12 protein-coding genes and 1 pseudogene are annotated in these 14368 nt (G+C 59.9%); 5 read left to right on the forward strand and 8 right to left on the reverse strand.

The annotated features are described in order from the left end of the window. Positions 1 to 11 precede the first annotated feature (11 nt). The 4 genes and pseudogenes from BM70_RS0118830 to BM70_RS31395 all read right to left on the reverse strand — a co-directional run bounded on the left by BM70_RS0118830 (position 12) and on the right by BM70_RS31395 (position 4791). Complete coding sequence (locus tag BM70_RS0118830) at positions 12 to 1994, reverse strand: acyltransferase family protein (protein ID WP_025857415.1); 1983 nt, start codon at positions 1992 to 1994, stop codon at positions 12 to 14. Between the two features lie 155 nt (positions 1995 to 2149). Further along, entirely contained in the window at positions 2150 to 3409 is a 1260-nt protein-coding gene (gene rho / locus BM70_RS0118835) for a transcription termination factor Rho (RefSeq protein WP_016973082.1), read from the reverse strand. A gap of 234 nt (positions 3410 to 3643) precedes the next feature. Then, positions 3644 to 3973, reverse strand: coding sequence for a thioredoxin TrxA (trxA, locus tag BM70_RS0118840; protein WP_025857416.1), 330 nt, complete (start codon positions 3971 to 3973; stop codon positions 3644 to 3646). Positions 3974 to 4094: 121 nt separating this feature from the next. Then, positions 4095 to 4791 (reverse strand): annotated as a pseudogene (locus tag BM70_RS31395) (FadR/GntR family transcriptional regulator). Between the two features lie 264 nt (positions 4792 to 5055). On the opposite strand from BM70_RS31395, the gene BM70_RS0118850 reads away from it, so the two are divergent. From BM70_RS0118850 to BM70_RS0118865, 4 genes are read left to right on the forward strand one after another with little or no spacing between them, the layout of a single operon-like run. After that, a complete protein-coding gene (locus tag BM70_RS0118850) occupies positions 5056 to 5841 on the forward strand; it encodes a transporter substrate-binding domain-containing protein (protein WP_025857417.1) in 786 nt (261 codons plus the stop codon). Positions 5842 to 5858: 17 nt separating this feature from the next. Further along, positions 5859 to 6527: an amino acid ABC transporter permease gene (locus tag BM70_RS0118855; protein ID WP_017736949.1), complete on the forward strand. Its 669-nt coding sequence runs from the start codon at positions 5859 to 5861 to the stop codon at positions 6525 to 6527. After that, positions 6524 to 7174 (forward strand): amino acid ABC transporter permease, encoded by a 651-nt coding sequence (locus BM70_RS0118860; protein ID WP_025857418.1) that lies wholly within the window; start codon positions 6524 to 6526, stop codon positions 7172 to 7174. Before BM70_RS0118855 ends, BM70_RS0118860 begins: the two co-directional genes overlap by 4 nt. Beyond that, on the forward strand, positions 7161 to 7898 hold the full coding sequence (locus BM70_RS0118865; protein WP_025857419.1) for an amino acid ABC transporter ATP-binding protein: 738 nt from the start codon (positions 7161 to 7163) through the stop codon (positions 7896 to 7898). The genes BM70_RS0118860 and BM70_RS0118865 overlap by 14 nt, the downstream gene beginning before the upstream one ends. Here the strand turns inward: BM70_RS0118865 and BM70_RS0118870 are convergent. The 4 genes from BM70_RS0118870 to BM70_RS0118885 all read right to left on the reverse strand — a co-directional run bounded on the left by BM70_RS0118870 (position 7879) and on the right by BM70_RS0118885 (position 12405). Next, on the reverse strand, positions 7879 to 8409 hold the full coding sequence (locus BM70_RS0118870; protein ID WP_025857420.1) for a hypothetical protein: 531 nt from the start codon (positions 8407 to 8409) through the stop codon (positions 7879 to 7881). The genes BM70_RS0118865 and BM70_RS0118870 overlap by 20 nt on opposite strands. After that, positions 8399 to 10915: a fimbria/pilus outer membrane usher protein gene (locus BM70_RS0118875; RefSeq protein ID WP_256220915.1), complete on the reverse strand. Its 2517-nt coding sequence runs from the start codon at positions 10913 to 10915 to the stop codon at positions 8399 to 8401. The genes BM70_RS0118870 and BM70_RS0118875 overlap by 11 nt, the downstream gene beginning before the upstream one ends. 7 nt (positions 10916 to 10922) lie before the next feature. Continuing rightward, the gene (locus BM70_RS0118880; RefSeq protein ID WP_256220916.1) at positions 10923 to 11639 is read right to left on the reverse strand and encodes a fimbria/pilus chaperone family protein; all 717 of its coding nucleotides are present in this window, start codon (positions 11637 to 11639) and stop codon (positions 10923 to 10925) included. 115 nt (positions 11640 to 11754) lie between these two features. Further along, the gene (locus BM70_RS0118885) at positions 11755 to 12405 is read right to left on the reverse strand and encodes a DUF1120 domain-containing protein (RefSeq protein WP_025857424.1); all 651 of its coding nucleotides are present in this window, start codon (positions 12403 to 12405) and stop codon (positions 11755 to 11757) included. A gap of 444 nt (positions 12406 to 12849) precedes the next feature. Here BM70_RS0118885 and ppx point away from each other — a divergent pair, with 444 nt between their 5' ends. Further along, positions 12850 to 14352: an exopolyphosphatase gene (gene ppx, locus BM70_RS0118890; RefSeq protein ID WP_025857425.1), complete on the forward strand. Its 1503-nt coding sequence runs from the start codon at positions 12850 to 12852 to the stop codon at positions 14350 to 14352. Positions 14353 to 14368 lie beyond the last annotated feature (16 nt).

Genomic DNA, 14368 nt, shown 5'->3' on the forward strand with positions numbered 1-14368 from the left:
CGGCTGGCAGCTTAATTGGCCGTCAGCCCCCGTGATTGCAGAGAACGGAACAGCGGTTCCAGAAAGGCCTCGATGTGCCGCGCGCCCACATCAGAGAGATGGTTGTCGTCGGTGTAGAGCGCGCGGCCATTGAGTTCGACCCGACACAGGCCATCGGCGCCACACAGCAGGGGGGCGGGGTCCAGTACGCCGACGCCGCTGTCGGCGGCCGCCAATTCGTCGAAAAGTCGAGTGATAAAGGCCTGGCGCTCCACGTGTTCCTCCAAGGGCAGCCCTTCCCTGTCCACCGGGCGGTGCATCATCGTCAGGCGACTGAGGCGGTACGGCACAATGATTTCCTGCAACGGCACTTCCTTGACCAGCCATACCCGATGCCCGGCGGCGCGCAACCCGCTGATGCGCTCGCGCAGGCCCTGGGCGAACCGCTGTTCAGCCACGGCACGCACGTACTTGCCAGTGCCAGGCTCTTTTAGCGCGTGCTCTTTGTCCCCTGACATTTGCCCATAGAGGTACAGGCTCCAACGTGCCGCCAAAACCACATCGCTGAACGACTGTTCGGCCAAGGCTTTCTCGACGCGCTGGTTGAAATGCGCACAACGGGCGATATTTTCCAGACCATCCAGCGGCATACAGCCGGCGAAACTGGCCTGGACCAGGCTGATATCGTGTCGATTGGCAGCGTCCTCCAGGGCCGGAATCAACGCGGTGGCATGGCTGTCACCCCAAACCAGCGCGGACACCGAGCGGCCTTTGGGGCCGAAGTGGCAGAACAGGCGGTCATCCGGCGTGTCCTTGTCGGCCATGCAGGCCATCAACGCCGGGCTCCATGTCTTTGCCTGGGCATAACGCAGCGCCTGCTCGGACAAGCGCCAAGGCACACCGTCGGCTTCGCGCAACGCCAAGCCGGTAAAACCGAGGCCCAGGATGCCGGCGAGGCCGGCTGCCAGGATTGCCTTGCGCCCGGCCAGCAAGCGCTTTTCGCGAAACGGTGCTTCCACGAATCGCCAGGACAGATAACCCAGCACCAGGCTCAGCAGCAGAAGGCCGGCCAGCTCAAGCGTGCTCAAGCCATCCACCGCGGCATAGTTGGCGTACACGAACACCGGCCAGTGCCACAGGTACCAGGAATATGAAATAAGCCCAATACCCACCATCACCCGCGAGCTCATCAGGCGCCCGACCCAAGTGTGTTGCTGTCCGTTGGCCCAGATCAACCCGACCACGCCCAGCACCGGCAGCAGCGCGGCCGCACCAGGGAACGGTGTGTGTCGATCAAAACCGAACACGGCAATCAGGATCAGGCCCATGGACACCAGGCTGACCCCTTGGGCCACGGCCGGCGAGGCGCGCCAGTTACGCATGGGCAGTACCGCCAGCATGGCCCCGGCGAGTAATTCCCAGGCACGCAGGTGCAACAGATAGAAGGCTTTTTGCGGCTGATGCGTGACCGCCCAGACACTCATGCCGAAAGACACCAGCAGCACGCCGAACAGCGCCAGGCGCCAATACTTCAAACGGCTTGAAAGCAGTGTCAGCAAAAGCGGGAAGACGATGTAGAACTGTTCCTCCACCGCCAGCGACCAGGTATGCAATAACGGCTTGATATCAGAGGCGGCGTCAAAATAACCGTGCTGGCGTGCAAACAACAGATTGGAACTGAATGTCGCCTGGTAGTGCACCGAGCGCCCCAACGCTGCGTAGTCCTTGGGCGCCAGCAGGAACCAGCCCGCCACCAGCGTCGTCGCCATCATCACGAACAGTGGCGGCAGGATACGCCGGGCGCGGCGCGCCCAGAAATCAACAAAACTGAAACGCCCGGCCTGGCGTTCTCGCCAGATGATCGAGGTGATCAGGAAACCGGAAATCACAAAAAACACATCTACGCCGACGAAGCCGCCCGAGACGCCCGGTACACCAAAATGGAACAGCACAACAGCCAGGACAGCAATGGCACGCAGGCCGTCGATGTCTCTCCGATAAGCAAGAGTGGTCATAAATCAATGGTCAGCCAGATACGAATGGGGATGAGCGTAGCTGCACCCATCTTTTTGTTTCTTAACTGACACTCAAGGTGAGTAAACCTCCCCTTTTCGACACAAAAAAAATGGCGCCCCTGAGGGCGCCATTTTTTCGGACCTGAAACGTCGTATTACTTGCGCTTCATCGACAGGAAGAACTCGTCGTTGGTCTTGGTGGTTTTCAGCTTGTCGACCAGGAACTCGATGGCAGCGACTTCGTCCATCGGGTGCAGCAGCTTGCGCAGGATCCACATGCGCTGCAGTTCGTCGTCGGCGGTCAGCAACTCTTCGCGGCGGGTGCCGGAGCGGTTGATGTTGATGGCTGGGAATACGCGTTTTTCCGCGATGCGACGGTCCAGGGGCAGTTCCATGTTGCCGGTACCCTTGAACTCTTCGTAGATCACTTCGTCCATCTTCGAACCGGTTTCAACCAGTGCGGTGGCGATAATGGTCAGCGAGCCGCCTTCTTCGATGTTCCGCGCGGCGCCGAAGAAACGCTTCGGTTTCTCCAGGGCATGGGCATCGACACCACCGGTCAATACCTTGCCGGAGCTCGGGATCACGGTGTTGTAGGCACGGGCCAGACGGGTGATGGAGTCGAGCAGGATCACCACGTCCTTCTTGTGTTCGACCAGGCGCTTGGCCTTCTCGATCACCATTTCGGCAACCTGTACGTGGCGGGTTGGCGGCTCATCGAACGTAGAGGCAACCACTTCGCCGCGCACGGTACGCTGCATTTCGGTCACTTCTTCCGGACGCTCATCGATCAACAGCACGATCAGGTGAACTTCGGGGTTGTTACGCGCGATGTTCGCTGCAATGTTCTGCAGCATGATGGTCTTACCGGCTTTCGGCGGTGCGACGATCAGGCCACGCTGGCCTTTGCCGATCGGGGCGCACAGGTCGATCACACGACCGGTCAAGTCCTCGGTGGAACCGTTACCGGCTTCCATCTTCATGCGCACGGTCGGGAACAGCGGGGTCAGGTTCTCGAAGAGAATCTTGTTTTTCGCGTTCTCCGGACGATCAAAGTTGATCGTGTCGACCTTGAGCAGGGCGAAATAACGCTCGCCTTCCTTCGGAGGGCGGATCTTGCCAACGATGGTGTCACCGGTGCGCAAGTTGAAGCGACGGATCTGGCTCGGCGAGACGTAGATGTCGTCTGGGCCGGCAAGATAGGAGGCGTCTGCAGAGCGGAGGAAGCCGAAGCCGTCCTGGAGAATCTCCAGCACGCCATCACCGGAGATTTCCTCGCCGCTTTTCGCGTGCTTTTTGAGCAGGGAGAAAATCACGTCCTGCTTGCGCGAACGGGCCATATTTTCTATGCCCATTTCTTCGGCCAATTGGAGCAGGTCGGTAATCGGCTTTTGCTTGAGTTCAGTCAGATTCATATAGGAATGACGTAATCATTTATGGAGGGGGGAAATTAAGCTTTTGGCTTAATGAGGCCGCGCCGCAGAGAAGGCGACAGGATCGCGTACTAATCGAAAAGGAATGCGTCGGCGACGGCTTGCAGGGGGCAGTGGAGAAACCAGTGCGGGGCCGAATGTACCACCTGAGTTTCAGAGCGTCTAGCCCTGTTTCACGAAAAAGCCCCGCTATTTGCGGGGCTTTTTTGATGACGCTTAGATGTTCGCGTCGAGGAAAGCTTGCAGCTGAGACTTCGACAGCGCGCCGACCTTGGTCGCCTCGACGTTGCCGTTCTTGAACAACATCAGCGTAGGAATACCACGCACGCCATGCTTGGCCGGGGTTTCCTGGTTCTCGTCGATGTTCAGCTTGGCAATGATCAGCTTGCCTTCGTAGGTAGTCGCAATGTCGTCCAGGACTGGAGCGATCATTTTGCAAGGGCCACACCATTCAGCCCAGTAGTCAACCAGCACCGGGCCTTCAGCCTTGAGTACTTCGGCCTCAAAGGTCGCGTCGGTGACGTGCTTGATAAGATCGTTGCTCATGGATGTCTCCGGATTGTAAGCAAAAAAAACGTGGCCCATCATAGCCGCCCTTCCCCCGTTCAGGAAGCCGCCTCTGATTGAGTCTTCCTATGATGGCGCATGAGTTTGGGTATAGCCCGACTCACGGCGTTACGGGCGTCACGAAGGCAATGCCCGTACGCAGCGCCGCGTTGCGCACGTGTTCCTGCATGGTTTTCTGCGCTGCCGCACTGGCACGCCGGGCCAGGGCGCGCAGGATCCTGCGGTGCTCCTGCCAGGTTTCCATGGCCCGCTCCGGCCGGATGAACGGTAGTTTCTGGCTCTCCAGGAATACCTCGGCACTCGCGCTGAGGATGCTCACCATCGCCTGGTTACCACTGGCCAGCAGAAGGCGCTGGTGGAATTCGAAATCGAGCCGGGCAGCCGCTTCGAAGTCGCCAGCCTTGAGCACCTTGCGCATGGCCTCGACATTATCTTCCAGACTGTCCAGCTCATCGATGCTCAGCGTCACTGCCGCCAGCCCCGCCGCGAACCCTTCCAGGGCGTAGCGCAACTGGAAGATATCCAGCGGCGTGGCCTGGGCCGCAAAGGGCCAGGCAAACCCCGGCGACTCCTCGGCCGCCTGCACGAACACGCCCTTGCCGGGCTGCACACTGACCACGCCCAAGGCACACAGGGGACGACAGCGCCTCGCGCAATGACGCCCGGCTGACCCCCAGTTGTACCGCCAGGTCGCGCTGGGACGGCAAGGCATCGCCTGGCCCGAAGCCTTGCTCCTTGATCAGTTTGCGGATGGCCTGCAGGGCCGCTTCCGGTACGGCTTGGGCGATGGAATTCATAAAAAACTCAAGGTTCCAGTCAATGGATCGGCTAGTTGTAAAGCTATTCGAAGCCGCCGGCAAGCCACGCCCCAAAGGGGCTCGCGCAGTTTTGTCGACGCTCGAAAAGGGTGCGAAAACGCCGAGCACTGTTCAGACCAGTCCGACCACACCAGCTCAACAAATCCCGGCCTTGCAGACGATTCGCAAGGTAATGGCATGGGCTGTGCAATCACGGCATGCACCCAATGCAGAAAATTCCTTCGCCCTTCTCGGAGAGTTGCCATGACCAAACGCTACAGCGCCCTGCTTACTGCCCTGTTTGCCAGCCTGATGCTGAGCCAGGCACCCGCCCAGGCCAATGGTCTGGACGACATCGTTGCTCGTGGCACCCTCAAGGTCGCCGTGCCCCAGGACTTCCCGCCGTTCGGCTCGGTAGGCCCCGACATGAAGCCCCGCGGCCTCGACATCGACACCGCCAAGCTGCTGGCCGACCAGCTCAAGGTCAAGCTGGAACTGACCCCGGTCAACAGCACCAACCGTATTCCGTTCCTCACCACCGGCAAGGTCGACCTGGTGATTTCCAGCCTGGGCAAGAACGCCGAGCGCGAGAAAGTCATCGACTTCTCCAAGGCTTATGCACCGTTCTACCTGGCGGTGTTCGGCCCGCCTGAAGCCGCCATCAGCAGCACCGACGACCTCAAGGGCAAGACCATCAGCGTGACCCGTGGCGCCATCGAAGACATCGAACTGACCGCCGTCGCGCCCAAGGAAGCCACGATCAAACGCTTCGAAGACAACAACTCGACCATCGCCGCCTACCTGGCCGGCCAGGTCGACCTGATCGCCAGTGGCAACGTGGTGATGGTGGCGATCAGCGAACGCAACCCTAAACGTGTGCCGGCGCTGAAAGTGAAGCTCAAGGACTCGCCGGTGTACGTGGGCGTGAACAAGAACGAGCCGGCGCTGCTGGACAAGGTCAACCAGATCCTGGTTGCGGCCAAGGCCGATGGCAGCCTGGAAAAGAACGCTATGCAATGGCTGAAAGAGCCGCTGCCCGCCGATCTGTGAAGCGACGGAGCTGACTTATGGCGTATCAATTTGACTTTGTACCGGTGCTGGCCAACACCGACCTGTTGTTGCGCGGCGCGCTGTTCACCCTTGAGCTGACCGCTATCGGCGCCATCCTGGGCGTAGCGCTGGGCACCGTCGGCGCCGTGGTGCGGGCGTGGAAGATCCAGCCGTTCGCCTGGTTCTTTGGCGTTTATGTCGAGTTGATCCGCAACACGCCGTTCCTGGTGCAGCTGTTCTTCATCTTCTTCGGCCTGCCGTCCCTGGGGCTGAAGATCACCGAATGGCAAGCCGCCGTGCTGGCGATGGTGATCAACCTGGGCGCTTACTCCACGGAAATCATCCGCGCCGGTATCCAGGCCATTCCGCGTGGGCAACTGGAAGCCGCGGCGGCGCTGGCCATGACACGCTTCGAAGCTTTCCGCCACGTGGTGCTGCTACCGGCGCTGGGCAAGGTGTGGCCGGCCCTGAGCAGCCAGATCATCATCGTGATGCTCGGTTCGGCGGTGTGCTCGCAGATCGCCACCGAAGAGCTGAGCTTTGCCGCCAACTTTATCCAGTCGCGCAATTTCCGCGCATTCGAAACCTATGCCCTGACCACTTTGGTGTACCTGTGCATGGCACTGATGATTCGCCAGTTGCTCAATTGGATCGGCCGCCGCTTCGTGATGAGGAACAGCCGATGAGTGATTTCTCCTTCTGGGACATCGTGCGCAACCTGGCCACCGGCCTGCAATGGACCTTGCTGCTTTCACTGGTGGCGTTTGTCGGTGGCGGCGTGATCGGTTTGCTGGTGATGACGATGCGCATCAGCCGCAAAGCCTTCCCGCGCAACCTTGCACGTGCCTACATCGAACTGTTCCAGGGCACGCCGCTGCTGATGCAGCTGTTCCTGGTGTTTTTCGGCATTGCCCTGCTGGGTGTGGATATCTCGCCCTGGCTGGCAGCGGCGATTGCCCTGACCCTGTTTACCAGCGCCTACCTCGCCGAAATCTGGCGCGGCTGCGTCGACTCCATTGCCCATGGGCAATGGGAAGCGTCGGCCAGCCTGGCGCTTAACCCGCTTGAGCAATTGCGCTACGTGATCCTGCCCCAGGCGCTGCGCATTGCCGTGGCGCCGACGGTGGGTTTCTCGGTGCAAGTGGTCAAAGGCACCGCCGTGACCTCGATCATCGGCTTCACCGAACTGACCAAGACCGGCGGCATGCTCGCCAACGCCACCTTCGAACCCTTCATGGTCTACGGCCTGGTGGCCCTTGGTTACTTTTTGCTCTGCTACCCCTTGTCCCTCAGCGCGCGCTACCTGGAAAGGAGACTGCATGCCTCTGCTTAGAATTTCCGCCCTGCATAAGTATTACGGCGATCACCATGTACTCAAGGGCATCGACCTGACCGTTGAAGAAGGTCAGGTAGTGGCGATCATCGGTCGCAGCGGCTCGGGCAAATCCACCCTGCTGCGGACTCTCAACGGCCTGGAATCCATCAATGATGGCGTGATCGAGGTCGATGGCGAATACCTCGACGCCGCACGCGCTGACCTGCGCAGCCTGCGGCAGAAAGTCGGCATGGTGTTCCAGCAGTTCAACCTGTTCCCGCACCTGACCGTCGGCGAAAACGTGATGCTCGCGCCGCAAGTGGTGCAAAAAGTGCCCAAGGCCAAGGCCGCTCAGTTGGCCAGGCAAATGCTCGAGCGGGTTGGGTTGGGTGAGAAGTTCGACGCCTTCCCCGATCGCCTGTCCGGCGGCCAGCAACAACGTGTGGCGATTGCCCGCGCCCTGGCCATGTCGCCCAAGGTGTTGCTGTGCGACGAAATCACCTCGGCCCTCGACCCGGAGCTGGTCAACGAAGTGCTCAGCGTGGTGCGCCAATTAGCCAAGGACGGCATGACCCTGATCATGGTGACTCACGAGATGCGTTTCGCCCGGGAAGTCGGCGACAAGCTGGTGTTCATGCACCAGGGCAAGGTACATGAAGTGGGTGACCCTAAAGTGTTGTTCGCTAGCCCGCAAACCGCCGAGCTGGCCAACTTCATTGGCTCTACGGAACACTCGGACTGACCAGTTCGAACTGGCCATGCCCTTCCAGCAATACCTCTCGACGTACCGAGAGAGCATCAGCCGGCAATTGAACCGCTATTTCCACCTGGGCCGTCAGCCGATGGCCCGTCACCGGCACGCCGCCAGTGCTTGCATACAACGCATGACCCGGTAACAGCTGCCCGCTGGAGGCTTCATCGGGCTGCCATGATACCGGCCTGCCGTCGACCTGAACCTGCCTCAGGTTCAAGGTAAAACGCCCTTGCCGCCCGAACTTAAAGCCTTGGGCATCGGCGGCGACACCACTGAAACGCAGCGCCATCGTCGAGGCATTCGTGCAAAGCACGCTCAGGTGCAGCGTACGTGGCGTGTCCAGCGTCACTATCGCCCTGCCGGAGGACGCTTGCGAAGGACGAATCACCCCATAGTCGACCCGAGGATCGCTCAAGGTCATCCGGCAGTTGTCGGCCTGTGCCTGGCTCGCCACAAGGGCCACCCACAACAGCCACAGGCTCCTGCGCTTAGCGAACATGGCAGACCACCGGTGCGGTTTCGTAGAGTTTATGATCGTCAGGCTCTTGCTCAGGGTTGATTTGCAGCCGGCAGGATTTGGAATCCGGCAGTGAAACCGTCAGGGTTTGCGGCCCATCGATATTGCTCAGGAACACCATGCCCTCACCCACTACGCTGGTCACAAAGCTGTTGCCTTCACCGAACACCGCGGCACCTTGAGGCAGTGGTCGGCCCTGTTCGTCCTGGGCTTCAAGCAACAGACGACGGACTTTCACCACATCAAAGTTGAGAATATTGACTGAACCCCGACCGGCAGCGAGCACCTTGGTCCCATTCTTCAAGTCGACGCGCTTGGGCAGCGATTGGGTCTGCACCTGCAGATGGTTGTGACTGTAGGCCTGCAGCCCGGGAATCACTGCCTGGCCGCTGAAATCGGTCCATACCGGCCCTTGGGGCGTCGAGACCTTGGCCGCTCCGATATCGCCCACGGAGACAATGCCAAACGTGTCCTGCACCGCATACGGCGAGAAGGTCACGCCGTGCTCATGGGCCACGATGCCGCCTTGCAGTTGGCCGGAATAGTGGGTGTTCGACGGATCACGGTCGACGCCCAAGCTCACGCGGGTATACAGCGGCAGGACGTCCACACGACCGCGCACGCTTTGCTCTCGCTCTTTCACGTCCCGATCAACACCGACCTCGTAGTTCACATAGTCGTTGACCCGCTCGCTGAGGGCGGCGCCGGCATCCAGCCGGTCACCTCGACGACTGACGTAAGTGCTCATACTCCGATCAGTCCCGAGGGGCACCGAGACCTGCAGCCTGACCGACGTGCCCTCGTCCAGCCGTTCGTCTCGGCGGTCGCCCCGAACCGGCTCCAAGCGCCGAGGCTCGGTCGCACCTACCTGAGCGTCGGCGATCAGTGCGACCCCCACGCCGTTGAACGTGTTGTTCCACGAGGCAATGAGGTGATCGTTGGATTGCCCGTCAAATTGCGAGTTACGGGTGAAACCGAGGGAGAAGCCACCCAGGGACGGGTCCGCCCAGCTCAAACCTGCCGTGTATTGGCGCTTGAAACGCGCATCGAGGTCGTACCCACGCGACGCCTGGCCGGCGTCCAGTACCTCCCGGTAGCCGCGACTCTGTGCCGAGGCACTCAGGTTCATATTGAGGTTGGCGAACAACGGGCTTTCCAGCGACAACGTGCTGCGCGCGCCCCCTACCCCGTCCCGGCCATCACGGGACAGGTTATGGCGCACGCCCACGGTCATCTGATGAAAAAACACACTGCCCAGGGCGCCGCCCGCCGACTGATATTCATCGGTACTCAGCAAACCGAAGCCCAGCGACGAGCGCTGGCCAAGCCCCCAGGTGCCGCTGCCCATGGCAACTACAGGGGACTCCTGGTTGTCGACGGCCGTCTCACGCACCTTACCGAGGGAAAAATAGTACCCCGGCGCCACCGGTGCCCCACCACGAAAGGAAGCAGCGGGCACCACGAAACTGCGCTTTGCCCCACGCACGTCAATCACGCTCACGTCGAGGTCGCTGGTGCTGTTCAGCAACGGTAGACCGGTCAGCCTGAACGGACCTTCCGGCACCAGGGTGGAGTGGATCAATGCGCCCGACTGACGGACTTCAACCCGTGACTGGCTGTGAGCCAGTCCTTCAACAACGACATCGCTGTGGCCCGCACCGGTGCGCTGCTGGCCATCCGGGAAGAACTGCAAACCCGTTAGTTGTACACCGCCAAAGATAGGGTTGTTGCTGGAAATCTGTCCCACCTGGAAGGTCGACTGCAACGCCGCGATATCACGCTGGGCATAGGCATTCACCTGTTCGGTACGCGTCCTGCCATTGTCGGACACATAAAACTGGCGGCTGCGTACAATCCAATTACCCAGGTTGAATCCCGCCTCGGTATAGGCCGACACGAAACGACTTGACCCACTGCGCGAGTGGGTATCGAAACCCAATAGGTCGTAATTGAAGATGGCGGCCGCGCCACCCTCGGAAAAATTCCCGCCCTCCCACTCCGGCGCACGCAGGGACTGGGTCGGCACCACCAGGGTGACCTCGTCGCTGCTGGGGCGCAGCCGCACCATGGTCGCCGGATATTCCCCAACGAAATCATGGCAGGCCTGGTCAGGGGTGATGCCCTCGCGCAGCAGCCTGGACGGGGTAACCAGACCGGCTTTTGCCAGCAACGCAGGAGTGAAGCATAACTGCCCCTGATAATCGAAACGGGCATCGACCAACCCCAGCGGCGTGCCATTGACTCGCAGCCCGACCACATGGACACCTTCGCGAAAGCGCGCTGCGCTACGAAAGTATTCGGACACCTGCGGATCAATTCCAAGGGAGGTCAACGCAGCCAGATCAAAACCCTCCCCCAGCCCAACCGCTGCGCTGGTACCTGGCAGACTCCACAGTGTCGCAAGCCCCAGCAGAATTCTGGAGCGAGCCAGGGAAACATGGCTCGGCACGCTATTGGCAGAGCGACGGGTATGCCTGTTCTTTTTCATAGGCCCGTCAATCCGCATCAACCGTAACGGGCGCACGGTAACTGTCCACCGTAAACCCGTAGACCGTGGCCGGTTGAATTCCCACGGCCACCACTCCCGCCACCGAGCCTGCCGACGCAAGCGTCAGCACTTCGCCCGGCAGGATGTAGGTTCGCGGCAACGTTGCAACGCTTGCCTGCGGATGCAGTTGTACTTCCATCCCCAGGCGCACGACGTAAGCGCTGTTGTTGTGGACCCTCAACTGTTCCCCTTCACGCGTCCATGTCAGCAGCTGCCAGGGCGCGTCATGCCTGGGCAAGCCTTTGGGATGCAGGATCAATGGCAGGCTCTGGCGCAGGGTGATACCAATGGTCGCACCGCCAGGTGCACGTGCCTCGGGGATACCTTCAAAGGAAACCCGTTTCAGGCGCTGGGTCTTGAGCGGTGTCCTTGTGGTACTGATGAAGCGAACCAATTGGGTGTCGCCCGCTTCGACCCGAGTAATCGGAGGCGTCACGATCAACAAGGGTTCCAGGTCTTCCGGTATGTTTTGTATGACCGAATGAAGCAACGCAGGGCCAGGGTCCGTATTTTTAACATTAAGTGTCGCCTCACCCTCTTCCTCATTCAGAATGACAACGGTTGTCTCGGGCTGCATTCCGTCCGCCACTGCCATACCGCACAAAAAAAGGCACAGGCTTATATAGAACAGCAACGACTTCACGATTATTGATAAAGCATTCACCGATTTTCCCCACCGCCATAAAATCGAACACCAACAAATGCACACGCTAAAACAGCCGACACTTGACAGAGACAAGTAAGTGTCTTTGCGTTTATGCCGGCTATTAATGACGTACTTAGATATAATCCACAGACAGACTGGTGCGACCATCCAGCGTTACATCACGGGTCAGGTCCAAATCCTGCGTGCGGTTGATAACGGCTTTCACTTCAAGCGTGCCTGTAAGACTGGTGACGGATGCAGGTACCGCAGTGGTGCCGCTACGCCAGGAATACTGGGCAGGCGATTGGGCGACTTTACCGTCACTGTTCTGCCAGGCCGCCCCCTGACTGCTGCGCATGATGGGGCTCAGGGTCCCGCTGGACGATTGCAGGTTTTTGAGAGTAACGGAGTACCCACCGGTACGCTTGCTATTGGCGATGCCCAGGCCGTAGTTCTGCGCCTCGGTGAAACCGGCACCGAGGATGCCTGTCACCTTGCTGGCGGATTGCAGGTCGCTCAGCGCCACTCGAAACTGCGCCGGCGCTTGGCCGCAACTGATATTCAAGCTCACCGTTTTTGCTGCAAGAGGAGTGAACTGCGTCGGCGACAAGCTTGTGGCGAGAATTGTCTGATAATCGACGATACCGCCACCGGCGAGGCTAAGGCTGCAAGCCACCGGTTTGATAGTCCCTCGTACAATCAGCTCAGCAACATTCGTTGCATGGGCCCCGATACTTGCGGCCAAGCAAAGAGCACCCACTGTCACACCAAGCATTTTTTTCATATTCAACCTGTCATCTGTAATGAGCAGGTGCATTTACGACGGCCGAACATTCCGACCATAAATAAATAACACCACGGCGTAATTGCCGGATGACAGTCTGTCGCTTTGGTACCTGATTAAAGAATCAGACCAGGCGGCAGTTATTGTGGGAACCGTTAAAATAAACAGCGAGCCAAGCCGAAACACTCAGTAGGTGCAAATACAAAATCAATAAGCTATTAGTCGCTCCCTTGTAGGCAAATTCATAAACGGCATAAAAACAACAAAAGGTTAATAAAGCCTACAAGGATAACCTTGCATTCTCTTTGAACTTAGACAACTACCCTACATTTCCCACAAGAATGCCTCACAGACAGCCACAGAGAAATTACCGAAGCCGTACGCGTTGGCACCAAAGGTCGATCGTGGCACGATGGCTGGGTTATCGACCGAGACCCCCTAACCATGCCGCAATCCCAAGCCAAGAATCTGTCCCTGATCGCCGCCATCGACCTGGGCTCCAACAGCTTTCACATGGTCGTGGCCAAGGCCCAGAACGGCGAAATCCGCATCCTTGAGCGGCTGGGCGAAAAAGTGCAGCTGGCTGCCGGCATCGACGACGAGCGCCAGCTCAATGAAGAGTCCATGCAGCGCGGGCTCGATTGCCTCAAGCGGTTCGCCCAATTGATCAACGGCATGCCGCTGGGCGCCGTGCGCATCGTCGGCACCAACGCCCTGCGTGAAGCCCGCAACCGTGGCGAATTCATCCGCCGCGCCGAAGAGATCCTCGGGCACCCGGTAGAAGTCATCTCCGGCCGTGAAGAAGCACGTCTTATCTATCTGGGCGTGTCCCACACCTTGGCCGATACCCCCGGCAAACGCCTGGTCGCCGACATCGGCGGCGGCAGTACCGAATTCATCATTGGCCAGCGCTTCGAACCGCTGTTGCGCGAAAGCCTGCAGATGGGCTGCGTCAGCTACACGCAACGCTATTTCAAGGATGGCAAGATCACCCCGGCGCGCTACGCCCAGGCCTATACGGCGGCGCGACTGGAGATCATGAGCATTGAGCACGCCCTGCACCGCCTGACGTGGGATGAGGCCATCGGTTCGTCCGGCACCATCCGCGCCATCGGCCTGGCCCTCAAGGCCGGCGGCCACGGTACCGGCGAGGTCAACGCCGAAGGCCTGGCATGGCTCAAGCGCAAGCTGTTCAAGCTGGGGGACGCCGAGAAAATCGACTTCGACGGTATCAAGCCTGATCGTCGCACGATCTTCCCGGCAGGCCTGGCGATTCTCGAAGCGATCTTCGACGCCCTCGAACTGCAACGCATGGACCACTGCGACGGCGCCCTGCGCGAAGGCGTGCTCTACGACCTGCTGGGTCGTCACCACCACGAAGACGTGCGTGAGCGCACGCTCACCTCGTTGATGGAGCGTTATCACGTCGACCTGGAACAAGCCGCCCGCGTGGAGCGCAAGGCCTTGCACGCCTTCGATCAGGTGGCCGAGGACTGGGACCTGGAAGACGGCGTATGGCGCGAGCTGCTGGGCTGGGCCGCCAAGGTGCACGAAGTGGGCCTGGATATCGCCCACTACCATTACCACAAGCACGGCGCCTACCTGATCGAACACTCGGACCTGGCCGGCTTCTCCCGGGAAGACCAGCAAATGCTCGCCCTGTTGGTGCGCGGCCATCGCCGGAACATCCCCAAGGACAAGTTCGCCGAATTCGGTGACGAAGGCATCAAGCTGATTCGCCTGTGCGTGCTGCTGCGCTTTGCGATCCTGTTCCACCACATTCGCGGCACCCAGCAAATGCCCCAGGTGACCCTGCGCGCCAACGGCGACAGCCTGGATGTGGTGTTCCCGAAAGGCTGGCTGGATGAGAACCAACTGACCCAGGCGGACTTCGCCCAGGAAGCCGAGTGGCTGACGCGGGTGGGGTTCAGCCTGAACCTGCGCTAACGCGATCTAACGAGCG

This window comes from Pseudomonas sp. CHM02 (assembly GCF_000612585.1).
GTDB lineage: Bacteria > Pseudomonadota > Gammaproteobacteria > Pseudomonadales > Pseudomonadaceae > Aquipseudomonas.